Below are 25,518 nucleotides of genomic sequence, written 5' to 3'. Positions count from 1 at the left end.
ATGATCGGACCCCAGAGGTCGCCTGGGGGGTGCTTTGGAAACTGGTGTTGCAGGCGAGCCACGCTTTGACCGCCGAAATTCACAAAGCGTTAACCAGACCAGCCCGCGAGGCCGGTGTTTTGGCGCTGCAACATGGCTTTGACGGCGAATCTCGGGGGCGAATCCCCGTATGGCAGCCGAATCCCGCGAGTCAGTATTCCCACTCGGCGCCGACGCCGACCGCGGCGCTGCCATCCGCGCCCGTCTCGGCCTGCAGCTTCAGGCGCTTGGTGACGTCGATGCCGACCGAGACGCCGCTGTCCTCCGGCTTGGCGCCGACCTTCACCCCGACCGAGACATTATCGCTGATGTAGCGCGAGGCGCCCACGGTCGGGCCGCCCTCGCCCATCTGGATGTCGAGATTGTCGACGCCCAGCGATTTGCGCAGCCGTTCGAAGGTGTCGTCTCCGCCGCCACCGGCGAACTGCGCCGCCGCCTGCGCGAGCTGAACCGCCTGGAAGGGCGAGAGCGAGCCGGACGCCCGCGCGAAGAGCAGCCGCGACAGCACCTCGTCCTGCGGCAGTTGCGGCTCGGAGGTGAAGGCGAAGGCCGGTTGATCGGCCGGGCCGCTGACGATGATCTTGGCGGTCACGTCGGCGGCACGCGTCTCGGCGACGAAATCGAGATCGGGAATCAGGCCGCCGGCGAAGGTCAGCCGCCCGCGGCTGAAGTCGAGACGCTGGGTCAGCACGTTGAGCCGGCCGCGGCGCAGATCGAAGCCGCCGTCGAGCGCGGGAGCCGCCAGCGTGCCGCCGACGCGAATCTCGCCGCCGAGTTCGGCGTCGATGCCGCGCCCCCGGATGAAGACGCGGCTCGGAGCCGAGACGGTGACGGCCAGCGCCGCATCGAAGGCCGGCGCGGCGCGGCCACGGCTGCCACGTGCCTTCTGCGCCTTGCGCGCGGCGGCAAGACGAGCGGCAGCGGTGCCCTTGGCATTGACGTGCTTGATGCCGTCGACCGGCCTGAGCGAAGCCGGCAGGCGATCGGGCACCGCGACATCCAGCGAGACGACGTCGATCCGTCCGCCGATGCGCGGACGCTGCGCCAGCGGGCCGGAGATCTCGAGATTGAGCCCGGCGACAGCGGTGACGAGACCGCTAGAGACGAGCTGGGCGCGATTGCCCTGGATGCGGATCGTGCCCGGGAAGCCGGCGGCGGGATCGACCTTGACCTGCCCGCTCGCCGAAATCGTGCCGCCATTGGGCGTGCTCGCTGAGGCGCTGTCGATCGTCAGGTTGTCGCCATTGGCCGCGACGCGCGCCCGCATATCGGTGAGGCGCACGCCCTGCAGCGCATCGGTGAAGCTGCCATTGGAGAGCGTGGCGCTGCCGCTGAGGCGCGGCGCCGTGGGCGTGCCCTCGGCGCGCATGTCGATGGCGACCGCGCCGGTCAGGCGCTGACCGTTGACCGCGAGCATGGGGTTGGCGAGTGCGGCGTCAAGACGCCCCTGCGCAGCCAGAGACAGGGCGCCGGCCGCATTGAGCGGGGCGGTGCCGCGCAAAGTGAGGCTCGCGCCACGGCCGGCATTGAGGGTCGCCTCGACGCTGGTGGCGTTGCCCTTGAAGGCGCCCTGCCCCGCGATCTCGACCGGCGGCAGGCCGGCCTGCTGCGTCTCCGGCGTCACCAAACGGGCGATCCGCAGGTTCCAGGGGCCGGACAACGCATCCGGCCTGCCCTGAACCTGTGCCTGCGCGTTGAGCGTGCCCGAGAGGTTGAGGCTCGGCGCCACGATGCGCGCAGCCGAGAGAGGCACGTCGCGCGCGACGAAACGCAGGTCGAGCGTCTCGCCCGCCTTGCCGTCGAGCGTGACGCGGCCGCCATCGATCGCGAGCGCGAGCCCGGCGATCTCGACGCCCGAGGCCGGAAAGCTGAAGGTTGCGGGATTGGCGAGCGTGATGGCGCGGCCGTCGCGGCGGGCGTCGAAGGAGGCGACCTCAAGCTTCAGCGGCTCGCCCGGCACCAATCGGCCGGCACCCTTCAGGGCGAAGCCGCGCGCATTGGCACTGAGCGTGAAGGCGCTGGCCTCGGGCGCGCCCTTCGAATCGAAGCGGATCGCACTGATCGTCTCGCCGGCCGCGACGGCGCGGTCGATGGCGATCGCGGCATCGAGCATCGGACGCCCATAGAGGTCCTTCGCTCCGAGGGTCGCATCGAGCTTGTCGATCGAGACGGAAGGCCCGGCGAGCTTGGTGCCGCGCGCGGTCAGGTCGATGTTCTGGCGGCCTTCCGGGGTCGCAAGCGTGATGTCGGCGTCGAGCTGGCCGCCGAGCTTGGTCAGCGCCAGCGCCGAGAGGTCGTCGAGATTGCGGGCGGCGAGCGTCAGGCGGCCGGCGGCGCGGCTGGCCGGATCGAGCGTCACGGCACCGCTGAGACGCACCGAGCCGATGGCGAGGTCGAGCTGGGAGAGGTTCCAGCCATCGTCCGGCTGGCGGTTCAGCGCGATGCTACCGGTTGCCGGCTTGGCATCGATCTCACCGGAGAGGGTGATGCGGGAATCGAGCGCGCCCTGCAAATCCTTGCCCACGGCGTCGATGGCGAGCCGCGGGATCGGCCTTGCCAGCGCGGTCGCATTGGCGACGGCGATGCGGGCGGTGGCATCGAGCTTCCTGAGCGGGCCGGTGATCTGCGCATTGACGTCGCCGCGCCCGGACAGGCGCTGATCGGCGCGCTTGAGGTCCGGCAGGGCGAGCGCAAGCTTGAGGTCCGAGGCGTTCTGGCCGAGCGCGCCATCGGCGGTGAAACTCGCGTGCTGGCCCGCCACCTTGAGCCCGGAGACGGCGTAGTCGCCGGCAAGCGCGTTGACCTTGCCGGCGAGCGTGAGGCTGCCGGCAAGCAGCCGGTCGACAACGGCCTCGCCGGTGGCGAGGCGCTCGGCCTTGCCGCTTAGCGTTGCGGCATAGCTGCTGAGCTTGGGCGTGGCGTCGAGCTCGGCGGCGATCTCGGCCCTGCCTCCGAGCGGGCGCCGGGCGAGGCCGCTCAGCCGGGCGAGATCGGGCAGTACCGCCTTGAGCTGGCCGAGAACGCGGGCCTGACCGAGCTTGCCCTTGTAATCCAGCTCGACGCCGGAGAGCGCCAGGCGCAGCGTCTCGAAATCGGCGGTGGCGTCGTCATTGCCGGTGCCGCGCAAGGTGAAGGTCACCTTGTCGCCGACGGCCTTGGCCAGAGCCTGATCCGTCAGGGCGATGCCGCTCGCCTCGCCGTCGCTGGTCAGCGCGATGCGGCTACCGGGCTCGCCGATCGTGCCGCTCGGCGTGGCGTTGAAGGTCAGCCCCACCTTGCCGAAGCGGCCCGCCGGCAGCTTCGCGTCCTCGGCGTCCAGCCTGGCGGCAACGATCGGGCCGGCGACGGGGCCGCGGATCGTCGCGTCGAAGGCGAGCTTGCCGATCTCGGCGCCGGAGGCCACGGTGCGGCCCTCCGCATTGGGGCGTGCGGCGGCGGTGACGCGCAGGTCGAGCGTCCTGTCGGCGTTGTAGCGGCCGAGCACGTCGAGCCGCGCCAGCGCGGAGACGAGCGCGAGATTGCGGATGTCGACGCCGCCGCCATCGGCGAAGCCGACCGCTCCGTCGAGCCGGGTCGAGCCCGCGAAGACCGGCGCCACCGGCGCCGGCATCAGCCCCTCGATGCGGGCATCGAGCGCGAGCGCAAGCTGCCGCTCCGCACCGGCGCGGTTGAGCGTCGCCGAGCCGTCCGCGCCAATGGTCGGGCCGGCCGTGAAGGTCAGGTTCGAGCGGAAGGAATCGAGCGGTCCGTCGCCGTTCAGGTCGAGCTTGACCGGCGGCTCCCCCGGCAGCCCGGCCGCCTTCGAGATCAGGCCGCCGGCCGGCTCGTCGAGCTTGGCTGCCAGCCTCAGCCGCGTGCTTTCCGGCACGAAGGACAGGTCGACATTGAAGTTCCCGCCCATATCGAGCCGCCGCGCCTCGAATTTGAGGTCGAGGCCCTCATTGGGGGGGCCAAGCCGCGCGGCACCGGTCGCGCCAAGCCGTGCCGCCGCACCGATGACCGGCTCGCCGAGCACGAGTTCGTTGAGCTGGAAGGCGCGCAGGATCACCTTGAGCGGCAATTCCGGCAGGATCGGCCCGTCATTCGCGGGGACCGTCCCGGCGGGCGGCGGCGCCGGCCGGCGCAGGATCTCGAGCTTGCCGATCTCCAGCCGGTCGACATCGAGCCGGCGCAGCAGCAGCGCGCTGCGGGTCCAGATCAGGCGGACGCGGTCGAGCCTGAGCCAGACGCCGTCGCGATCCGAGAGCGCGATGTCGCGGATCTCGACATCGGAGGACAGCGCGCCGTTGACCTCGCCGATCGAGACCTGGCTGGTGTCGCTGGAGAGCGCCTTCGAGATCAGGTCGGCAACGACGCCGCGATCGGTCTGGGCGTTCTGGGCAAAGCCGCCGAAATGAGCCGAGGCGAGAAGGCCGACCGTCAGCAGCAGGGCGAAGAGCGCCAGAGACATTCCACGCTTCTTCGCAGCACGGAATGTCTCCGGGTTTCTGCTGGCGCGCATTTTCTTCACGCGAAACGGTGCCCACTTCGCTTGAAAATGTTTCAACCGCGGAAAGCTCAGGAGGCGGCGCATCAGAAGGCCTGCCCGATGCTGACATAGAGCGCGACGGGCTTGTCGCCCTTGCGCGGATTGAGGGGCGCCGCGACATCGACGCGGATCGGCCCGATCGAGGTATAGTAGCGAAAGCCGAGGCCGGCGGCCATCTGCAGCTTCTGCTTGCCGTCGGGCAGGCTCGATTCGAAGGCGGTGCCGGCATCGAAGAACGGCACGATTCCGATGGTCTCGGTGATCTTGATGCGGGCTTCCGCCGACAATTCGAGCAGGCTGCGCCCACCGGTGAGCTGTCCGAACGGCCCGAGCGGCGAAAGCGAACGATAGGCGTAGCCGCGCACCGAACCACCGCCGCCGGCATAGAAGCGCCGCGTCGCCGGGATCTCGTCGAGGCTCGCGCCCGAAATCGAGCCGAAGCCGACGCGACCGGCCAGGACATAGCGCGCATCCTCGTCGAGCGCGTAATAGCCGGAGACAGCGGCCTTGGCCTGATAGATGCCGACCGTCGAGCCGAGGAAGGTCGGATAGGGCGTGAAGGACGCCGTGGCGCGGATGCCGCGCGTCGGGTCGAGCAGGCTGTCGGTCGAATCGTAGTTCACCGAAAGCGGCAGGCCGACCAGCGTGTAGTCGACCTGGCCCAGCACATCGCTGGTCTGGCCCCGTTCCACTTCCAGCCCGGCCTGCACCGAGAAGGTGTCGCTGAAGCGATAGCGGATCGCCGTGGTGGCGTTGGCGTAGCGGGCGGTGTAGCCGCCATACCGGTTGGTACCGACGCGCTCGCGGGTGGCGACACCGTCGAGCAGCCAGTCGTAGCGGCTGCCGTCCAGAGCCGGCTTCATGAAGCTGAAGGCGAAGCGGCCGCCGAGGTCCGAGCGCTCAAAATCGCCGAATCTCTGGATCTTGGTGCCGTCGATGCGCGGGGCGAAGAAGACGCTGGATTCCAGCCGCAGACGCTCGGCCCCGCCGAACAGGTTGCGATGCTCCCAATAGACCTTCACCGCCGGGCCATCGATCGTCGAATAACGGGCGGAGAAGCCGAGAAGCCGCTTGGGACGCTCCGTCACCTCGACGAAGATCGGAAGATTCCCCGCCCCGTCGAGCTTGTCCGCCTCCCGGATGCGCACCGAGGCGACGGCCGGAATCTTGGCGATCGATTTGCGCGTGTCGGCCAGCGCCTTGGGCGAATAGGGATCGCCCGGCTCGAGATAGATGAAGGAGCGCACGACCTCGGGCGGGATCTCGTCGGTCTGGCCCACGGTGATATCGCCGAAACCGGCGAGCGGGCCGGGATCGAGCACATAGGTCACGTCCATGATGCCGGCGGCATGGTCGACCACCGGTCGCAGCTCCACCACCTTGGCGAGCGGATGCGACTGCGCGCGCATATGGTCGATGAGCCCGGCCTGCGCGGCACGCAGGGAGGCAGCCGTCGCCGGCTCGCCCGCCTTCAGCTTGGAGACCTTGAGAGGATCGGCAATCGCGGCCGAGCCGCCCCTGTCTCGTTCGACGATGTCGATCTTGCGGAAGCTGAAGACCTTGCCGGGACGAACCCTGACGGTGATCGGCACGGCGTCGCGGTTGCGGTGGGCTTCCAGCGCACGGATGAGCGGCGCGCCCGGCTCGGCCCCGACCGCCAGCGGCACGCCATCGACGACGAGCGAGACGTCGGCGTTGAAATAGCCCTGCGACCAGAGCGCATCGACGAGCGGATTGAGATCGGCGGCCATGCGGCGCGACAAGGTCTCGCCATCGGGCGGCGCGTCCTGCCGCAGGCGATAGAGCAAGGAGGCGTCCTGCAGGGTGCGCGTCAGCGCCTTGGCGTCGTCGGCCTCGCCGAGATCGAAGTCGAGCTTGTAGGGCAGCGTCGCGGCACTGGGAGCCGGCGGCTCGTCCTTCCTGGTGAAGAGGCCGAAGACATCCAGCGAGGAGAGATCGAAAGCTTTGGCAGGATCAGCCTGCAAGCCGACGAGCGCCGCAAACGCATAACCGCCGCCCAATGCCACCGTCTGGCTCGCCCTTCGCCAGAACCGCATCCGTCCTCCAAGCAACCCCCGGCCGCAACATCAAAAACTATTCGATGAGCATGGCCATCATAGAGACGGGATGGCCATGCGCAATGCTGAAGGACTCGACGGTTTCCTCTAACGAAGCGTAAACGCTACGCTCGCGAGCGGGCTGAGCTTGGTGACGACCTCGCCCTTGCCCGGCGAGAGCACGCCGCCGCAGAGGCTGCCGGTGGTGACGAGCTGGCCGGCGCGCAGGGGCCCGAGCCCCTCCTCCTTCCGGTTGGCCCAGGCCAGGAACGGCGTCATCGGATCGCCGTTTCCATGGACCGCCGGCTGGTCGTAGATCGTCACGCCATTGAGCGAGATGAAGCAGCCGAGCCCGGTCAGGTCGTCGAGCACCTTCATGTCGAGGTCCGGCCCGACGAAGTAACCGCCATGGCCCATCGCATCGGTGAGCCAGAGCGGCATGGCGACGTTGCCCGACCAGTTGGCGAGGCGGCTCTCGACGATCTCGATGCCGAGGAAGGCCTTGTCGCAGCAGGCCAGCAGCTCCGCCCGCGACCAGGGCTGGCCGGGACGCAAGGGCACGTCGCGCGAGAGGCGCAGGCCCAGCTCGATCTCAACGCGCAGCTCGGCGCCGATCGCGCCCTCATAGACCTCTCCGGGGGCGAGCCAGGGGCCCGGCATCAGCCCGCCGATCGGCGTGCCGTCCGGGGCGATGGCGACCTTCCAGCCGAGATCCTCGAAACCCGCGCCGCGGCTGACCGCACGCGCGATGGCGAGGCCCTCCGCCAGCGAGGCCGGCACGGGCAGGCTCGCGGTCTCGATCAGCGAGCGCTCGCGGCGGGCGGTCAGAAGCGCATCGCGGATGGTTTCGGCAGTGGTCGGCATGGGGATCCCCTTCCCTTTCGCGCGCGCCCATCACGGCAGCGACGCGCAGTTCTGCTATCGCAGCCCGACGAGAGGAACAAGCGCGCCCCGGCAACCCGCCCATGCAGGCGGAACCTCGCGCGCGCTGCGTCGTTGCCCTGCCATGACCCGTACACGCCGCGCCTTTCTCGCGGGCCTTGCGCCTGCGCTCGCAACGCTAGCCGTCGCTCCGGTCGCGCTGGCCAAACCGTCCCCGCAAGACCTCGTCAATCAGGTGGCCGTCGCCAACATGTTCTGCATCGAGTCGGCGACGCTGGCGCTGAAGCAGAGCAGCTCGTCGGCGATCAAGGACTACGCCCACCGCCTCGCCGACGACCATGCGACGATCGCGAGCAGCCTGAGACGGATCATCGCGCGCCGCTCCGACATCGCCTTGCCCGACCGCCCCGACACGCGCCATCTCGACCTGCTGCGCGACCTCGGCGCCTTGCAGGGCGGCGATTTCGACAAGGCCTATGTCGAGGCGCAGCGCGGCACCCATCACACGCTCGCGCTGCTGCTCGAAGCCTATGCCCGCGACGGCGAGGATCCCGAGCTCAAGGCTTTCGCGGCCGACGCCTTCCCCCGCTTCAAGGCGCTCGAGCAGAAGGCGCAGGAACTGCCGCTGTCGCCCTGAGCGATGGCATCGCCTCCGGCTACCCGACCTTCGGCGGCTTTGACAGCGGCGCTCGCGCCTGTCGGGATAGCGCCCGATCCACCAAAGCGGAGCCGCAGGCCCATGAAGATTCGCGCCGCCGTCCTGAACGAGAGCCCGGTTGCGGCGCCCTACGCCCAAAGCCGCCCGCTCAGGATCGAGGAGCTCGACCTCGCCCCACCCGGACGCGACGAGGTGCTGGTGAGGGTTCGGGCGGCGGGGCTCTGCCATTCCGACCTCTCCGTCATCGACGGCAACCGGCCCCGCCCCGTGCCGATGGTGCTCGGCCATGAGGCGGCGGGAGAAGTCGTCGAGGCCGGAGAAGGCGTCGATGACCTGAAGCCCGGCGACCGGGTGGTGATGGTGTTCGTGCCATCCTGCGGGCATTGCGCGCCCTGCGCGGAGGGGCGCCCCGCCCTCTGCGAGCCCGGCAACGCCGCCAATGGGCGCGGCGAGATGCTCGGCGGCGGGCGCCGACTCTCGGCTCATGGCCAGTCGGTGCATCACCATATCGGCGTTTCCGCCTTTGCCGAGCACGCGGTGATCTCACGCCGCTCGCTGGTGAAAATCGAAGCGGATATTCGCCATGAGATCGCGGCGCTCTTCGGCTGCGCCGTGCTGACGGGCGTCGGCGCGGCGGTGAACACGGCGCGGATCAAGGCCGGCGAGACGGTTGCGGTGGTCGGGCTCGGCGGCGTCGGCCTCTCGGCCCTGCTCGGGGCGATCGCCTGCGGCGCCTCGCGGGTCGTCGCCGTCGATCTGGCGCAGGACAAGCTCGATCTGGCGCTGGCGCTGGGTGCGACCGATGCCTTCAGGGCCGATACGCCGGATGTGATCGAGGCGATCAGGCAGGCGACGAAAGGCGGCGTCGATCATGGGCTGGAGATGGCCGGCTCGGTGAAGGCGCTCGACCTCGCCTACCAGATCACCCGGCGCGGCGGCACGACCACGACCGCCGGCCTCGCCAACCCCGCCCATACGCTGGCGCTCTCTCCGGTGAGGCTGGTTGCGGAGGAGCGCACGCTGAAGGGCTCCTATGTCGGCTCCTGCGTGCCCTCGCGCGACATCCCGCGCTTCATCGAGCTTTACCAACGCGGGCGGCTGGCCGTGGACAAGCTCTGGACCAGCTCCGGCAGCCTCGACGAGATCAACGAGGGGTTCGACGCGCTGAACGAAGGCCGGACGATCCGGCATATCGTCAGGATGTAGTTCCGGCCCTCGCATTCACACCGTCATCCCGGGCGATCGAAGAGAGACCCGGGATCCATGCCGGAACGGTTCAGGCATGGATCCCGGATCGGCGCGGCTGCGCCGCTTGTCCGGGATGACCGGGGGAGGTGGAGAACCTCCTGACCTCACCCGTGCTTGTGCACGATGGTCTTGGTCACCGCGAACTCTTCCAGCGCGATAAAACCCTTCTCGCGGCCATGGCCGCTCTTGCCGGTGCCGCCGAAGGGCAGTTCGATGCCGCCGCCGGCGCCATAGCCATTGATGAAGACCTGGCCGGCGCGGACGCGCTTGGAGACGCGCTGCTGGCGCCCGCCATCCTTCGTCCAGACCGCGGCGACGAGGCCGTAATCGGTGCCGTTGGCGGCCTTGATCGCGTCCTCCTCGTCCTCGAAGGGGAAGGCGGCCAAGACCGGCCCGAAGACCTCCTCCTGCTCCAGCCGGTTGCCGCGCGGCACCGGGCCGAACAGCGTCGGCGTGACATAGAAGCCGCCATTCGGCACACCCTGCGCGATCTGGCCCTGGGCGATCACCGGGACGCCGGCCTCGCGCGTCTGGTCGATGAAGCTCTGGACGCGGCCGCGCTGCTTCGCGTTGATGACCGGGCCGCAATCGAGGTCCATCTCCGGCGTGCCGGCCCTGAGCTTGGAGAACTCCTTGGCAACGGCGGAGATGACGTCGTCATAGATCGACTTCTGGACGAGCAGGCGGCTGCCGGCCGAGCAGGTCTGCCCGGTGTTCTGCACGATGGCCTTGCAGGCGAGCGGCACGAGCGCGTCGAGATCGGCATCCTCGAAGACGATCTGGGGCGACTTGCCGCCGAGCTCCAGCGTGCAGGGAATCAGATGCTCGGCGCAGGCGTGCTGCACCATCTTGCCGACCTCGGGCGAGCCGGTGAAGGACATGAAGTTGATGCCGGGATGGGCGGAGAGGGCAGCGCCCGCCTCATGGCCGCGGCCGGCGACGATGTTGATCGCGCCATCGGGGAAGCCGACCTCGCTCGCCAGTTCCGCAAGACGGAAAGCGGTGGCGCAGGCGTCCTCGGCCGGCTTCAGCACCACCGCATTGCCCATGGCGAGCGAGGCGGTGAGCGAGCGGCCGATCATCTGCGCCGGATAGTTCCAGGGCAGGATATGGCCGGTGACGCCATGCGGCTCGTGGATGACGCTGACGCTGTACCCGTTGAGGAAGGGGATGACGTGGCCATGCACCTTGTCGGCCGCGCCGCCATAGAATTCGAAATAGCGGATGGTGGCGTCGATATCGGCGCGGGCCTGGCTCATCGGCTTGCCGGTGTCGCGGGCTTCCAGCTTCGCCAGCTCGTCGAAATGATCCTGCACCTTGAAGGCGAGCTTCGAAATCAGGCGACCACGCTCGGCCGCGGTCAGCCTGCCCCAGGCGCCGTCGAAGGCGGCCCGCGCTGCCGTCACGGCCGCGTCGATATCGGCGGCGTTGCCGCAGGCGATGCGGGCGAATTCCTCGCCGGTGGCGGGGTCGAGCTTGGCGAGGGTTTCGCCTGTCTGGCCAGCGACATAGCGGCCATTGATGAAATGTCGATTCATGGTGGCTCCCGATCACTCCGGGCGGTTCATTCGGTCCGGGCGGATTCGCGGCGCAAGCTGGCGCCTCGGGCGTGAATTCACAAGATGCTCTTGCGTCGGGGGCCCTCGCAGCCGGCGCAGGGCCGGCGTCTCCACCCAGGTGTCACGCGCCTGCCGCAATGCTAGCTTCGTTAGGCGCTGCGCACGGAGGAGTCGGGCATGTCACGGGATCGTCGTTTCAATCGTCGCGAAACGCTGAAGGGCGGCGCCGCCCTGGCCGCTGCCGCCGCCATGCCTTCGGCGCTGAAGGCGCAGGCGCCGAGCCCCGCACGCCTCAAGCTCAGGGTGCTGGAAACGACGGATCTGCACGTCAATGTCGTGCCTTACGACTATTTCCGCGACGGGCCGGACGACACGGTCGGCCTCGCCAAGACGGCGAACCTGATCAAGGCGGCGCAGGCCGATGTGAAGAACAGCCTGCTCTTCGACAATGGCGACTTCCTGCAAGGCTCCTCGCTCGGCGACTATGTCGCCTACAAGAAGGGGCTCAAGGCCGGCGAAACGCATCCGATCGTCGCGGCGATGAACGCCCTGCCCTATCTCTGCGGCACGCTCGGCAACCACGAGTTCAATTACGGGCTCGAATTCCTCGACCATGGCCTCGCCAAGGCCGAGTTCCCGATCGTCTGCGCCAATGTCGAGCGCGCCGGCGGCGGCTCGCTGGTCGATGCCTGGCGGCTGTTCGAGCAGAGCTTCGAGGACGAGGCCGGCCATCGCCATGTCCTGCAGATCGGCGTGATCGGCTTCGTGCCGCCGCAGATCATGCAGTGGGACAAGGGCAATCTCGACGGCAAGCTCGTCGCCTTCGACATCGTCGAGGCCGCCCAGAAGCACATGCCGGACCTGCTCGACGCCGCGCCCGACCTCGTCATCGCGCTCTGCCATTCCGGCATCGCCGGCGGCGAGCGGCGCGGCATGGAGGAGAACGCGGCGCTGCACCTCTCCAGGATCGAGGGCATCGACGTGATCCTCACCGGCCACCAGCATCTCGTCTTCCCCGGCGGCAAGGCCTTCGACGGCATTCCCGGCGTCGACAATGTCAAGGGTGCGCTCAACGGCAAGCCCGCCTGCCAGCCCGGCTTCTGGGGCTCGCATCTCGGCATCATCGACCTCGATCTGGAGAAGAAGGGCGAGCGCTGGCGCATCGCCGATTTCAAGGTCGAGCCGAAGCCGATCTACGAGCGCACGCCCGAGCGCAAGATCGTGCCGAAGGCCAGCGCGGAGCCCGCCATCCTCGCCGCGGTGAAGGCCGACCACGAGGCGACGCTGATCTATATGCGCGAGCCGGTGGGCTCGACCGCCTCGCCGATCAACTCCTTCTTCGCGCTGGTCGCCGACGATCCCTCGATCCAGATCGTCTCCGAGGCGCAGATCGCCTATGCCAAGCCGCTGATGGCGCAGACGCAGTGGAAGGACCTGCCGATCCTCTCCGCCGCGGCGCCGTTCAAGGTCGGCGGCCGCTCGGGGCCCGGCTTCTTCACCGACATCCCCGCCGGGCCGCTGGCGCTGAAGAACGTGGCCGACATCTATCTCTATCCGAACACGGTGCAGATCGTGAAAGTCACGGGCGCCGAGGTCAGGGAGTGGCTGGAGCGCTCGGCCGGCATCTTCAACCGGATCGACCCGGCAAAGACGGAGGAGCAGCCGCTGATCAATCAGGGCTTCCCCTCCTTCAATTTCGACGTCATCGACGGCGTGACCTACCGGATCGATGTCACGCAGGCCTCGCGCTATGACGGTGACGGCAAGCTCGTGGCGCCCGAGGCGCACCGCATCGTCGATCTCGCCTTCAACGGCAAGCCGATCGACGAGAAGGCGCAGTTCCTCGTCGTCACCAACAATTACCGCGCCTCGGGCGGTGGCAATTTTCCGGGAACGAAGACCACGGTGGTGCTGGAGGCGCCGGACCTCAACCGCGACGTCATCGTCCGCTATCTCGTCGAGAAGAAGACGATCGAACCCAAGGCCGATGGAAACTGGGCGCTGGCGCCGCTGCCGCCGCATGTCAACGTGACCTTCGTCACCTCCCCCGCCGCGATCGGGAAGCTGCCGGCGACGCTCAAGGCGCAGCCGGCCGGCGATGGCGGCGAAGGTTTCGCCAAGTATCGATTGCTGTCGTAATCGGCCGCGAAATTCCGAAGACCTCTAAGAAATCGGCCGTGCGGCACACCGTTCATTAAGATCTCTCTCCCGAAGATGCCCTTGCCTTGCGTCATCGCAAAACAGGCTTAGGGCGGACATGATGGCGGAAGCTCGCGAAAACGAGCGCGCGATGAAGTCGGAACTGGTCGCCGCGCTCTACGGGACGCCGGGCACGATCACGACGGGCGCCATCATGGTGGCAGCCGTCATGGCCGCCGCCGCCGTTCTGACCGGCGGCGACGCCGTGTTCGGGCTGATGACGGCCGCGATGCTCGCCATCGGCGCGTTCCGCCAGATCGCGCATCGCCGCTTCATGCGGGTCGATCTTCCCAAGGCCAGCGACGCCGAGATCGACCGCCTCGAAAGGCTCGCGATGTTCGGCGCCTGGTCGACGGCAGCGCTGGTCTCCAGCTTCGGCTCCTATGCGGTGCTGAAATACACCTACCAACCCGTGGCCGTGCTCGCGATCGCCCAGACGATCGGCTATCTCGCCGGCGTCTCCGGCCGCAACAGCTCGCGCCCGCTCATCACCCGCGTCCAGATCCTGATCGCGGCGGTCCCCTTCCTGCTCGCGCTCGCCTCGACCGGCGATGCCGCCTATGTCGTGATCGGGCTCACCGTCGCGCTGACGACGGTGCTGACCTTCTCCAGCGCCCAGGTCATCCACCGGATGTTCGTCGCCCGGCTGCGCACGATGCGCGAGCTGGAGACCCTTGCCGTCAACGACACGATCACCAGCCTCTACAATCGCCGCGGCTTCATGCGGGAAATCCGGGCCATCGCCACCGCCGGGCAGCCGGTGACGCTGATCTCGATCGATATCGACCGCTTCAAGGGCATCAATGACAGCTTCGGCCACGATGTCGGCGACGCGCTGCTGCAGTCCTTCGGCGACATGCTGAGCGCGGAGCTCCGGCGGGGCGACATCGCCGCGCGCACCGGCGGCGACGAATTCATGGTCGCGACCTCGCGCGACGCGCCCGAAGCCGCGACCTTCGCCCGTCGCCTGGTGATGCTGCTCGGCAGCCAGCGCGTCCTGGCCGGGCGGCACGTCACGGCGACCGCCAGCATCGGCATCGCGCCGGCCGGCTGCGCGTCCTCGATCGACGAGGCACTGAAATGCGTCGACATCGCGCTCTATCGCGCCAAGCTCGAAGGGCGGAATCGCTTCGCGGTCTACACCGAGGCGATCCAGGACGAGCATGAGGACGGCCGGGCGATCGAGGCGGAGCTGCGCGAAGGCATCCGGCGCGGCGAGTTCTCGCTCGAATTCCAGCCGATCTACAATCCCCGCTCGGGCACGGCGACGATGGCCGAGACGCTGCTGCGCTGGAACCATCCGCGCCGCGGCGTGGTCAGCCCCGAGATCTTCATCCCGCTGGCGGAGCGCACCGGCCTCATCACCGTGCTCGGCGCCTGGGTGCTCGACCAGGCGATCCGCACCGCGCTGACCTGGCCGCGCAGCGTCGGCGTCAGCGTCAACGTTTCGGCCCGGCAGTTCGACCGCGGGCATGATCTGGTCGGGCTCGTCGCGGCGCTGCTGCGCCTCCATGGGCTCGAGCCGCACCGGCTGACGATCGAGATCACGGAGAGCTCGCTGATCGCGGATGCCGAGCATGTCACCGCGCGGCTCGTCGCTCTGCGCGCGCTCGGCGTGCGAATCGCGCTCGACGATTTCGGCACCGGCTATTCCTCGCTCAGCTACCTCGCCCATCTGCCGATCGACACGATCAAGATCGACCAGGCCTTCACGCAGGAGCTAGGCTCGTCGCGCAAGGCCGAGTATCTGATGAACGCCATCACCCAGCTCGCGCACGACCTCAAGCTGCGCCTGATCGTCGAAGGCGTGGAGACGCAGGAGCAGCTCGCGATCATCCAGAAGCATGCGACCCACGGGATCCAGGGCTTTGTTTTCGCGCGCCCGATGACAGCGGAGAAATTGCTGCCCATGATCGGCAACCGGGTGGCGACGGGGCGTACGAAGTCGGCACGACCCGGAGGCGGCCCCCGCAAGGGCGACCGCTTCAGCGAAGTCGCGTAGTCGCGCCCCCCGCACGCATCCGCGCGAGCCGGAGGCCTTCAATGCAGCGCCCGAACTATCCGAGCGGGAAGGACCTGCTGAGCGCCGACGCGATCTCGCGCTTCGACCTCGACGACATCTTCGAGCGTGCCGAGCGGCATCTGCGGGAGGAAGAGCAGGAGAAGGCCGGCATCCTGCCGGAGCAGCCGCCGGTCTATCGCCGACGGCCCAAGGTCATCGCGACACTGTTCGACCAGCGCAGCACGCGCACGCGACTCGGCTTCCAGTCGGCGGCGGCCCGGCTCGGCCACCAGTCGATCGACGCCTACGACACCGACCGCAGCCGCCTGGGAACCAGCACCGGCGAATCGATCGAGGACCACGTCCACACCGTCGAGCTCTACAGCGACCTCTTGGTCGTGCGCTCGCATCTGGAGGACATGCCCTACCGCGTCTCGCGGTTGAGCTACCTGCCGGTGATCAATGCTGGCAATGGCGCGGACGAGCATCCGAGCCAGGCGCTGATCGACCTCTTCGCCATCCGCCAGATGCGCGGCGAGATCGAGAAGCTCACGATCGCGCTCTCCAGCGACACGCGCGCCCGCTTCGCGATCTCCTTCGTCAAGATGCTGCGCCTGACGCCGCCGAAGCGCTTCACCCTGTGCTGCCTGCCGGATGTGCCGATCAACCCGGCGATGCGCGAGGCGATGACGGTTCTCGCCGGGCTCGGCACCGAGATCGGCATCGTGCACGACGTGCGCCAGACGCTCGGCCACGACATCCTCAGCATCCAGATGCAGGACATGAGCAAATTCGCCCATGCCTCGCTCGGCAACGAGGCCGTCGACAAGGAGAAGGAGACCGAGCCCTTCACCATCACGGCGCAGAAGATCCTGGAGGCGCGCTCCGACACGCTGATCCTCAACCCGCTGCCGCGCTTCTCGGAGCTCGACACCTCCTGCGACAGCCTGCCCAATGCCGGCTATTTCCGGCAGGTCCAGCTTTCGGTGCCGATGCGGATGGCGATCCTGGAGCGGATGCTGCTCGGCATCCCCTGGACCGGCCAGGCGGCGGCCGCGAGCGGATCGCCCGCGGCGCCCTGACCGGGCGCCTGCTAGAGCATTTCCGCGTTTCCGCGAATCACGAAAATGCTCTAGCTCTTTGTTTTATCGCATTTTCTTCACGCGAACCGGTTTCCACTTCGCTCGAAAATGCTCTACAGCATCGGCCCGAACATTGTATTCGGTCCGATGCTGTAGCTCTTTGTTTTTACATCGGCTTTTCCCGAAAACCGCGTGCCACTTTTCGGGCCGATGCTCTGGCCGTCAGCGCGCGATCTCGAAGACCACGCTGACCTGCGTCTGGTAGCTGTTCTCGCCACTCGCCAGCGGCACGGCCATGTCAGCGGCGGCCTTGCGCATCGGGGCCGCATAGGCGATCGGCCGCGGCGGCGCGGCATTCTCCTCGATGGAGAGGATCGGACCGAGCTTCACGCCTGCCGCCTCGGCCAAGGTGCGGGCCTTGTCCATCGCATCCGCGACGGCACGCTTGCGCGCTTCGGTCAGCGTCGCCTTGAGGTCTTCCTTGACGAAGGTGATACCGCCGCCCTGGTTGACGCCGAGGCCGACGACCTTGTCGATGATCGCGCCGGCCTCAGCCAGCTTGCGGATGCGGACGGTGACCTCGTTGCTGACGGCATAGCCGACGATCTTCGGCTCCTGCGGCTTGTCGCGCGCGGGCTGCGCGTAGCGCGGCTGGATGTCGAGCCGCGAGGTCTGGATATCGCGCTCCGCAATGCCGGCGGCCTTGAGGGCGTCGAGCACCTCCTTCATCGCCGTGCTGTTGGCGTTGAGCGCCTCGCGCGCCGTAGCGGCCTCACGCAGCACGCTCAGCGTCACCACCGCCATGTCCGGCACGACGGAAGCCTCGCCCTCGCCGACGACGCTGATGCGCGGCGGCTGGCGGCCGCCTGCGGCGTCCTGGGCCAGCGCAGGCGCGACAGGCAGCATGGCGGCGGCGAAGAGAGCAGCTCCGGCAAGCGCGGGGGCGAAGAGGCTGGACATCGAAACTCCTGCTGATCATCGGCCGGGATCGGCCATATCGCATCCAAATCGGTCGATCATGTCGAAATTATCACGATTCCGCGCGGCATCCTGGCCGTGCACGCGGGATATCGATCATGGACGAGATTTAACTTTCGCGGGAAAGGCACAGCCCATAGATTAGAATTACTATAATCTATGGAGCTCCGTCATGGCCAACCCCTCCTCCCGGCCTGCAGCCACCTCCTTCTACGACGTGGTGTCCCGCAGGCTGCACTGGGGCATGGCCGTGCTGATCCTGGCGGCCTTCGCCCTGGGGCTGACCGTCGATGTCTTTCCGAAAAGCTGGGAGCACGCGGTGGTCGAAACCCACAAGGTGATCGGCATCGCGATCCTGCTCCTGCTGCTCATCCGCTTCGGATGGCGGCTGAGCCATCGCGCACCGGCTCCGCTGGAAAGCTCGGCCGCGCTGGCCCTGGCGGCGCGAGCCGGCCACGTCTTTCTCTATGTCCTGATGCTGCTCGTGCCGGTGATCGGGCTGGTCTATGCGATCCGGCGCGGACAAGGCATCGACTTCGGCCTGTTCGCCCTGCCGCCCTTCCAGGCGCCGGAAGCGCGTGCCGTCACGCGCCCGATCCGGGAATGGCATGAATGGGCGGCCTATGGGCTGATCGGCCTCGCCTGCCTGCATGCGCTGGCGGCGCTCTGGCACCATCTGGTCCGCAAGGACGATACCTTGCGGCGGATGCTGCCGGATGCGTCCCAGCGGCCTCTCTGAGGCCGCGCTATTCCTCCACCAACCGCCGGGCGATCACCTGCGCCTGGATCTCGGCGGCGCCCTCGAAGATGTTGAGGATGCGAGCGTCGCAGAGCACGCGGCTCACCGGATATTCCAGCGCGAAGCCGTTGCCGCCATGGATCTGCAGCGCATTGTCGGCCGCAGCCCAGGCGACGCGGGCGCCGAGCAGCTTCGCCATGCCGGCCTCGAGGTCGCAGCGGCGCCCGGCATCCTTCTCGCGGGCGGCGAAATAGGTGAGCTGGCGGGCGATCAGGATCTCGGCCGCCATCATCGCGAGCTTGTCGGCGACGCGCGGGAAGGCGATCAGCTTCTTGCCGAACTGGATTCTGTCCTGCGCATAGCGCAGTCCCAGATCGAAGGCCGCTTGCGCGACGCCGATGGCCCGGGCCGCCGTCTGGATGCGCGCGGCCTCGAAGGTCTGCATGAGCTGCTTGAAGCCCTGCCCCTCGACGCCGCCGAGCAGGTTCTCGCCCTTCACCGCGAAGCCGTCGAAGGCGAGCTCGTATTCCTTCATGCCGCGATAGCCGAGCACCTCGATCTCGCCGCCGGTCAGGCCCTCCACCGGGAAGGGATCGGCGTCGCTGCCGCGCGGCTTCTCGGCGATCAGCATGGAGAGGCCGCGATAGCCCGGCGCGTCGGGATCGGTCCTCACCAGCAGCGTCATGATGTCGGCACGGACCGGATGGGTGATCCAAGTCTTGTTGCCGTAGACCTTCCAGACCGCCTTGTCTCCCTCGCCATCCTTCACCGCCCGGGTGCGCAGGCTGGCGAGGTCGGAGCCGGTGTTGGGCTCGGTGAAGACGGCGGTGGGCAGGATCTCGCCCGAGGCGATCTTCGGCAGCCAATGCGCCTTCTGGGCGTCGGTGCCCCCGCACAAGATGAGCTCGGCGGCGATCTCGGAACGGGTGCCGAGCGAGCCGACGCCGATATAACCGCGCGACAGCTCCTCCGAGACCACGCACATCGAGACCTTGGACAGGCCCAGGCCGCCGAACTCCTCGGGGATGGTCAGGCCGAAGACGCCGAGCTCGGCCATCTTCTCGACCACGGGCATCGGGATGTATTCGTTGGCCAGGTGCCATTCATGGGCATGCGGCGTGACTTCCGCCGCGCAGAAGCGGCGCATCTCGGAGCGGATCGCCTCCAGCGTCTCGTCGAGACCGGGATCTCCGACGCTGGCCGTGCCGTCGCTCTGGCTGAACAGGGCGACGAAGCGGGCCCGGTTCTCCGGCGTGTTGCCCTCGGCGATCAGCATCTCGGCCGCCTCCGAACAGGCAGCGGCCACGGCGTCCTGCGACAGGCCCAGCGCCGGCAAACGGACGATCTCGCCCTGGCTCATCGGGATGCCGCCGAAAATCTGGGCGGCGTATTCGCCCGCGCCGATGCGGATGGCGCAGTCCTCGACCGCGCCGTAGCGCCCCTCCTCCAGCAGGCGCTCGCCATAGGCCTTCAGCTCACGCAGCGCCGCGACATAGGTGGCGAGCCAGGAAAGACCGTGGGCGGCGTGCTGTTCCGCCTCGAGCCTAGCCGAGGAGATCCGGCCATCGGCATCGACCTTGCGGCGCACGGCTGCGGTCGCGGCCTCCAGAAGCGTTTCGAAGCCCGGCAGGGCGGCGCCGACGAGATCGACCGCGCTCACGCGGCTTTCGGATTGCAACGCGGCGTTGGCGCTCATGGTGATCGACCTCCCTTTTGTTGCGGCGCAGCATAAGGGCAAGTCCGGGGAAACCAAAATCAGCCTTTCGGCGAGGGCACCTGTCCGGCCGGTGCAGCGGCGAAAGCCGCGGCCTATTTCCGGCTGGCGAGGACGACGCCGAGAATGGTCACCGCCATGCCGGCGATCTGCAGCATCGAGAGGGTCTCGCCGAAGAGCAGCCAGGCCTCGACCGCGACCAGCGCCGGCACGAGGTAGAGGAAGGTCGCGATGCGGGAGACCTCGCCGCGCCGGAGCATGAACAGGTAGAGCCCGATGCTGCCGAGCGAGAGCACGACCACCGACCAGAGCATGACCAGCGCCATGGTCAGGTTCCATTCGATGTGCATCGGCTCCAGCGCCCAGGCGAAGGGAATCGTGATCAGGAAAGCCGCGGTGTACTGGATCGCCGTCATCGTCCTGAGGTCGCCCGAGACGACACGCGCCTTCTGGTAGAAGGAGCCGAAGGTGACGGCGAACATGCCGATCACGTTCACGACCACCGGCAGCAACACTCCCCAGAGCGCGGCGGGCTCGACCCTTGCGAGCTGGGGTTCGAGCACGAGGGCGATGCCGGCGAAGCCGCAGGCGATGCCGAGCCAGCGCCACCCCGAGATGCGCTCCCCCACGAGGACGGGGGCGAAAAGCGCCGTCAGGATCGGCTGCAAGCCGGCGATCAGCCCGGAAATGCCGGCCGGCAGGCCATGGCGCACCGCCCACCAGACACCGGCGAGATAGATGCCATGCAGCAGGATGCCGGTGAGCGCGATGTCGAGGACGGCGCGGCGGCTGCGCGGCCAGGGCGCCCCGGCCGCGAGCGCGAGCAGCGCGACGAGGACCGCCGCCGTGCCGAAGCGGAGCGCGAGGAAGGTCAGGGCGTCGGCATAGCGCGCCGAATAGCCCGCCACGATCCACCCCGTCGACCATAGGAAGGTGAAGAGCAGCGGCATTCCGCGCAGGAGAAGAGACGGCATCGGACCTCGGGAACCCGGTAAGGGCTGCCGTCTCTACTCCCGATCCGCCGGCTGCGACAGAGCCGCGGCGCGGCCTTGCCATGTCTCAGCCGAGGGCCTCTCCCGGTCGATCTCAGTCGCGATCGGGCGCTCCGGGCGGGAAAAGCGGGCGGTAGGGCCGCGCCTCCTCGACGGCGCGGGCGAAGGACGGACGCGCGAGGAGCCGTGCCCGGTAAGCGCGGGCATGGGGAAAGGCCGTGTCGATCTCGTGCACCCAGTCGGCATAGAAGAGCGACGGGGCCGCGGCGCAATCGGCCAGGCCGAAGGCGTCGCCCGCCGCCCATTCTCGCCCGGCCATGGCGCCGTCGAGCCAGCGATAGGCCGTGTCGAGCGCTTCGCGCGCCCTGGCGACACTGTAGGGATCGCGATCGTCAGCCGGGCGCAGATGGTCAAAGACGATCGCCTGCATCGGCGTCATGACGTAATTGTCGAAGAAGCGGTCCATCATCCGCGCCGCGAGCGCGGCCCTGGCGTCATCGGGCAAGAGCCGGACAGGCCCCGGATGATGCAGGCCGAGATGCTCGATGATGACGCTGGACTCGACGACCGTCTCGCCACCATCGAGGAGAACCGGGAAGCGCTTCAGCGGCCACAAACCGACCCATTCCGCCCCGGCTTCCGGATCGTCCGGGCCAAGCACCCGATAGGTGAAGGGCGTCCCGTTCTCATAGAGCGCGATCAGCACCTTCTGGCTGTAGGACGAAAAAGGGTGAGCATAGAGGGTCAACGTCATGGCATCCTCCAGACCGATTGCTTTTCGCAATCAGTCTGTAAAGAAACCGATCTCGTTTTGCAACCGGATATGCGGATCCCCTACCCTCCCAGCGCCTCCGCCACATCCTCATAGGTGCGCAAGCCCGTGCGCGGCGCGTAGACCAGCACGGCCATGTTGCCCGGCGCATGCTCGTTCTTCCACATCTTGTGATGGGCGAGCGGGATCTTGTCCCAGGGGAAGACCTCGGACATGCAGGGGTCGATGCGCCGGTCGAGCACGAACTGGTTGGCGGCGCTCGCCTGCTTGAGATGGGCGAAATGCGAGCCCTGGACGCGCTTCTGCCGCATCCAGACATAACGGGCGTCGAAGGTGATGTTGAAGCCCGAGGTGCCCGCGCAGAACACCACCATGCCGCCGCGCTTGGCGACGAGGCAGGAGACCGGGAAGGTCGCCTCGCCCGGATGCTCGAAGACGATGTCGACGTCCTTCTTGCCGGTGATGTCCCAGATCGCCTTGCCGAATTTGCGGGCTTCCCTGGTCCACTCGTTGTACTCGGGCGAATTGACCTTGGGCATCTGGCCCCAGCAGTTGAAATCCTTGCGGTTGACGACGCCCTTGGCACCAAGGCCGAGCACGTAGTCGCGCTTGGTCTCGTCCGAGATGACGCCGATGGCGTTGGCGCCGGACGCCGCGCAGAGCTGGACGCCGAAGACGCCGAGACCGCCGGAGGCGCCCCAGACCAGGACGTTGTCGCCCGGCTTGATGGTGTGCGGAGCGTGGCCGAACAGCATGCGGTAGGCGGTCGCCAGCGTCAGGGTGTAGCAGGCGGATTCCTCCCAGGAGAGATGCTTCGGCTTCAGCATGAGCTGGCGCGACTGCACCCGGCAGAACTGGGCGAAGGAGCCGTCCGGCGTCTCGTAGCCCCAGATGCGCTGCGACGGCGAGAACATCGGGTCGCCGCCATTGCACTCCTCGTCGTCGCCATCGTCCTGGTTGCAGTGGACGATGACCTCGTCGCCGACCTTCCAGCGCTTCACCTTCGAGCCGACCGCCCAGACGATGCCCGAGGCATCGGAGCCGGCGACATGGAACGGAGCCTTGTGGACGTCGAAGGGCGAGATCGGCTGGCCGAGGCCGGCCCAGATGCCATTGTAGTTGACGCCTCCCGCCATCACGAGGAGCAGAACCTCCTCCTCGCCGATCGACCATGTTGGCACGACCTCGACCTGGAACGAGTCCTGCGGCGCTCCGTGGCGCTCGCGCCGGATCGCCCAGGCGTACATCTTCTCCGGCACATGGCCGAGCGGCGGCAACTCGTCGAGTTCGTAGAGATCCTTGAGCGGTTTCACGGCAGCTTGCGGCTTCGACATCGTCGTCTCCCTGCTCCCCGCCTGTCTTCGTCCTTGCGGCACTGCGGCGGCTTTGGACGGCGATCATGCACCTTATGTTGCAACGCGCCATTCGCCTAAGGAATTACCTTGCAGCGCAAAATGATCGCCCGAAATCGGGATTTTGCCGATTCCTTCACGGTTTCGGCGGATGATCAAGCCGTTCAAGCGAGGCGAGAAAGCCATGCGCGCCCTATTGACGATCGTCGGCCTGCCCGATCTGCCGCTTCTGTCGCTGATCCTCGTCGTGGTCCTGATCCTGCTCGCCGCCCTGATGTTCGGCTGGATTGCCGATCTACTGCTCGGGGAGAACGCCTACGGCACCGGCTTCAACGCCGGCATCATCCTGATCGGCGCCTTTGTCGGCGCCTGGCTCTGGCACCGCTACGGCTTCCCGACGCGCTTCGACCCCGCGGCCGTCAAGGCGGGCATCGCGACCGGCTCGGGGCTTCTGCTCCTGCTCGTCCTGGCGGTCCTGCGCCCCTGAGGCGCCGGGCTTTCAGTCGCCGCGGCTGGCGGCGAGCATGTAGTTGACGTCCATATCCCGCGAGGCGCTCCAGCGGCCGGTCAGCGGGTTGAAGACCACGCCGGTCTGCGTGCCCAGCGTGAAGCCATTGCTCTCGATCGCACCGCCGAGCTCGGCCGGGGTGACGAACTTCTCCCAGTCATGCGTGCCCCGGGGCAGCCAGCGCAGCACATACTCGGCGCCGACGATGGCGAGCGCATAGGATTTCAGCGTGCGGTTGAGCGTCGCCATGACGAGGAGCCCGCCGGGCTTCACCGCCGCGCAGCAGGCGGCGACGAAGGCCTCGACATCGGCGACATGCTCGACGACCTCCATCGCCAGCACGATGTCGAAGCGCTGGCCGGAGGCGACGACCGCCTCGATCGTCTCCTCGCGATAGTCGATGGCGAGCCCGCCCTTCTCGGCATGGGCGCGGGCGACGGCGATATTGGTCGGAGCCGGGTCGAGCCCCGTCACCTCAGCACCCAGCCTCGCCAGCGGCTCGGAGAGCACGCCGCCACCGCAACCGATATCGACCAGCGTCAGGCCTTCGAGCGACCGCATCTGCTTGGGATCGCGGCCGAAATGCGTGCAGGCCTCGTCGCGGACATAGGCGAGGCGCACGGGGTTGAACTTGTGCAGGACCGCCATCGGCCCCTTCGGATCCCACCAGTCGCGCGCGATCGCATCGAAGCGGGCGACCTCGGCCGGGTCGATCGTCGAGCCTGTGCGTTGCGTCGCAGCCGCCATGAACCGGTCCCTCGTTTATGCGGCGCCGCATTGACACCGCGCCTGCCGCCCGTCATCTACACCCGCCCCGCCGCCAGTGCGAGGGCGACGTTTCGACCCGGCTTTCCAACCGGGACAGCTATCGAGAGCCAAAAGATCGTCATGGCCCGTCTGGTGATGAAATTCGGCGGCACCTCCGTCGCCACTGTCGAGCGCATCAAGAACGCGGCGCGGCACGTCAAACGCGAATTCGACGCGGGCAACGAGGTCGCGGTCGTGGTTTCGGCGATGTCGGGCAAGACCAACGAGCTCGTCGCCTGGGCCAAGGAAGCGGCGCCGCTGCACGATCAGGCGGAATACGACGTCGTCGTCGCCTCGGGCGAGCAGGTCACCTCCGGCCTGATGGCGATCGTGCTGCAGGAGATGGGCCTGCCGGCCCGCTCCTGGCAGGGCTGGCAGATCCCGCTCTACGGCTCGGACGCGCATGGCGCGGCGCGCATCGAGAGCGTCGACGGCGCCGGCATCCTCGCCGGCTTCGACCGCAACCGCGAGATCGCGGTCTGCTCGGGCTTCCAGGGCGTGAACCCGCGCACGCACCGCATCGTGACGCTGGGCCGCGGCGGCTCCGACACCAGCGCTGTCGCGCTCGCCGCCGGCCTGAAGGCCGATCGCTGCGACATCTACACCGATGTCGACGGCGTCTACACCACCGATCCGCGCATCGTTCCCAAGGCGAAGCGCATGGACAAGGTCTCCTTCGAGGAAATGCTCGAAATGGCCTCGCTCGGCTCCAAGGTGCTGCAGGTGCGCTCGGTCGAGATCGCCATGACGCAGCGCGTGCCGACCTATGTGCGCTCCTCCTTCGACGACCCCGAAAACCCCAATCCTGGCACCCTCATCTGCGACGAGGACGACATCGTGGAACAGCAGATCGTCACCGGCATCGCCTTCTCCCGGGACGAAGCCCAGATCACGCTCCGGCGCGTGGCCGACAAGCCCGGCGTCGCCGCCGCGATCTTCGGCCCGCTCGCCGATGCCAACATCAATGTCGACATGATCATCCAGGTCGTCTCGGACGATCAGGCGACGACCGACATCACCTTCACCGTGCCGACGGCCGATTACGAGCGCGCCCGCACGCTGCTCGAGAGCAAGCACGATACGATCTCCTATCAGGACATCCAGGGCGCGACCGATGTGGTGAAGATCTCGGCGATCGGCATCGGCATGCGCTCGCATGCCGGCGTCGCCGCCCGCGCCTTCCGGGCGCTGGCCGAGAAGGGCATCAACATCCGCGCCATCACGACCTCCGAGATCAAGTTCTCGGTGCTGATCGATGCGGCCTATACCGAGCTCGCGGTGCGCACGCTGCACTCGCTCTACGGCCTCGACGCAGCCTGAGGCTGCGATACGGCCAACCCAAGGCCGTCAGCTCGGGCTCGACCCGAGCATCTCGGAAAAGCGCCCTATCCTGCATGAGCTT

18 protein-coding genes are annotated in these 25,518 nt (G+C 68.0%); 8 read left to right on the top strand and 10 right to left on the bottom strand.

Annotated features, from left to right (window positions below; all coding sequences use genetic code 11):
- Nucleotides 1-190: 190 nt before the first annotated feature.
- From IED13_RS03590 to IED13_RS03580, 3 genes are all read right to left on the bottom strand, one after another.
- A complete protein-coding gene (locus IED13_RS03590) occupies nucleotides 191-4,489 on the bottom strand; it encodes a translocation/assembly module TamB domain-containing protein (RefSeq protein WP_191123408.1) in 4,299 nt (1,432 codons plus the stop codon).
- Nucleotides 4,490-4,611: 122 nt separating this feature from the next.
- The gene (locus IED13_RS03585) at nucleotides 4,612-6,624 is read right to left on the bottom strand and encodes an autotransporter assembly complex protein TamA (protein ID WP_191123407.1); all 2,013 of its coding nucleotides are present in this window, start codon (nucleotides 6,622-6,624) and stop codon (nucleotides 4,612-4,614) included.
- A 108-nt stretch (nucleotides 6,625-6,732) separates the two neighbouring features.
- Nucleotides 6,733-7,488, bottom strand: a complete 756-nt coding sequence (locus IED13_RS03580) for a hypothetical protein (protein WP_038368358.1) — start codon at nucleotides 7,486-7,488, stop codon at nucleotides 6,733-6,735.
- A gap of 142 nt (nucleotides 7,489-7,630) precedes the next feature.
- On the opposite strand from IED13_RS03580, the gene IED13_RS03575 reads away from it, so the two are divergent.
- Nucleotides 7,631-8,143, top strand: a complete 513-nt coding sequence (locus IED13_RS03575) for a DUF4142 domain-containing protein (protein WP_162738029.1) — start codon at nucleotides 7,631-7,633, stop codon at nucleotides 8,141-8,143.
- A gap of 102 nt (nucleotides 8,144-8,245) precedes the next feature.
- A complete protein-coding gene (locus tag IED13_RS03570) occupies nucleotides 8,246-9,370 on the top strand; it encodes a zinc-dependent alcohol dehydrogenase family protein (RefSeq protein ID WP_191123406.1) in 1,125 nt (374 codons plus the stop codon).
- A 146-nt stretch (nucleotides 9,371-9,516) separates the two neighbouring features.
- Here the strand turns inward: IED13_RS03570 and IED13_RS03565 are convergent, their stop codons facing one another.
- A complete protein-coding gene (locus IED13_RS03565; protein WP_191123405.1) occupies nucleotides 9,517-10,950 on the bottom strand; it encodes an aldehyde dehydrogenase family protein in 1,434 nt (477 codons plus the stop codon).
- A 198-nt stretch (nucleotides 10,951-11,148) separates the two neighbouring features.
- Between IED13_RS03565 and IED13_RS03560 the strand changes: the two genes are divergently transcribed.
- From IED13_RS03560 to IED13_RS03550, 3 genes are all read left to right on the top strand, one after another.
- Entirely contained in the window at nucleotides 11,149-13,110 is a 1,962-nt protein-coding gene (locus tag IED13_RS03560; RefSeq protein WP_191123404.1) for a bifunctional 2',3'-cyclic-nucleotide 2'-phosphodiesterase/3'-nucleotidase, read from the top strand.
- A 151-nt stretch (nucleotides 13,111-13,261) separates the two neighbouring features.
- Nucleotides 13,262-15,172, top strand: a complete 1,911-nt coding sequence (locus IED13_RS03555) for a putative bifunctional diguanylate cyclase/phosphodiesterase (RefSeq protein ID WP_191123403.1) — start codon at nucleotides 13,262-13,264, stop codon at nucleotides 15,170-15,172.
- Nucleotides 15,173-15,213: 41 nt separating this feature from the next.
- A complete protein-coding gene (locus IED13_RS03550; RefSeq protein ID WP_191123402.1) occupies nucleotides 15,214-16,254 on the top strand; it encodes an aspartate carbamoyltransferase in 1,041 nt (346 codons plus the stop codon).
- A gap of 222 nt (nucleotides 16,255-16,476) precedes the next feature.
- Here IED13_RS03550 and IED13_RS03545 read toward each other — a convergent pair whose 3' ends face one another.
- A complete protein-coding gene (locus tag IED13_RS03545) occupies nucleotides 16,477-17,214 on the bottom strand; it encodes an SIMPL domain-containing protein (protein ID WP_133565667.1) in 738 nt (245 codons plus the stop codon).
- Nucleotides 17,215-17,404: 190 nt separating this feature from the next.
- On the opposite strand from IED13_RS03545, the gene IED13_RS03540 reads away from it, so the two are divergent.
- On the top strand, nucleotides 17,405-17,971 hold the full coding sequence (locus IED13_RS03540) for a cytochrome b (RefSeq protein ID WP_191123401.1): 567 nt from the start codon (nucleotides 17,405-17,407) through the stop codon (nucleotides 17,969-17,971).
- A 7-nt stretch (nucleotides 17,972-17,978) separates the two neighbouring features.
- On the opposite strand, the gene IED13_RS03535 is transcribed toward IED13_RS03540, so the two are convergent.
- The 4 genes from IED13_RS03535 to ccrA all read right to left on the bottom strand — a co-directional run bounded on the left by IED13_RS03535 (nucleotide 17,979) and on the right by ccrA (nucleotide 22,783).
- Nucleotides 17,979-19,667, bottom strand: coding sequence for an acyl-CoA dehydrogenase family protein (locus IED13_RS03535; protein ID WP_191123400.1), 1,689 nt, complete (start codon nucleotides 19,665-19,667; stop codon nucleotides 17,979-17,981).
- A gap of 113 nt (nucleotides 19,668-19,780) precedes the next feature.
- On the bottom strand, nucleotides 19,781-20,659 hold the full coding sequence (locus IED13_RS03530) for a DMT family transporter (RefSeq protein WP_051988516.1): 879 nt from the start codon (nucleotides 20,657-20,659) through the stop codon (nucleotides 19,781-19,783).
- Nucleotides 20,660-20,771: 112 nt separating this feature from the next.
- Nucleotides 20,772-21,431, bottom strand: coding sequence for a glutathione S-transferase family protein (locus tag IED13_RS03525; RefSeq protein WP_191123399.1), 660 nt, complete (start codon nucleotides 21,429-21,431; stop codon nucleotides 20,772-20,774).
- 80 nt (nucleotides 21,432-21,511) lie between these two features.
- Complete coding sequence (ccrA, locus tag IED13_RS03520) at nucleotides 21,512-22,783, bottom strand: crotonyl-CoA carboxylase/reductase (RefSeq protein WP_133565671.1); 1,272 nt, start codon at nucleotides 22,781-22,783, stop codon at nucleotides 21,512-21,514.
- Between the two features lie 202 nt (nucleotides 22,784-22,985).
- On the opposite strand from ccrA, the gene IED13_RS03515 reads away from it, so the two are divergent.
- Nucleotides 22,986-23,288, top strand: a complete 303-nt coding sequence (locus tag IED13_RS03515; RefSeq protein WP_191123398.1) for a hypothetical protein — start codon at nucleotides 22,986-22,988, stop codon at nucleotides 23,286-23,288.
- 12 nt (nucleotides 23,289-23,300) lie between these two features.
- Here the strand turns inward: IED13_RS03515 and ubiG are convergent, their stop codons facing one another.
- On the bottom strand, nucleotides 23,301-24,056 hold the full coding sequence (gene ubiG / locus IED13_RS03510; protein WP_191123397.1) for a bifunctional 2-polyprenyl-6-hydroxyphenol methylase/3-demethylubiquinol 3-O-methyltransferase UbiG: 756 nt from the start codon (nucleotides 24,054-24,056) through the stop codon (nucleotides 23,301-23,303).
- A gap of 141 nt (nucleotides 24,057-24,197) precedes the next feature.
- Between ubiG and IED13_RS03505 the strand changes: the two genes are divergently transcribed.
- Nucleotides 24,198-25,436: an aspartate kinase gene (locus tag IED13_RS03505; protein ID WP_038368386.1), complete on the top strand. Its 1,239-nt coding sequence runs from the start codon at nucleotides 24,198-24,200 to the stop codon at nucleotides 25,434-25,436.
- The last annotated feature ends 82 nt before the right edge of the window (nucleotides 25,437-25,518 follow it).

Source organism: Allobosea spartocytisi (assembly GCF_014764685.1).
Taxonomy (GTDB): Bacteria; Pseudomonadota; Alphaproteobacteria; order Rhizobiales; family Beijerinckiaceae; genus Allobosea; species Allobosea spartocytisi.
This window is presented reverse-complemented; position numbering and strand designations above follow the sequence as displayed.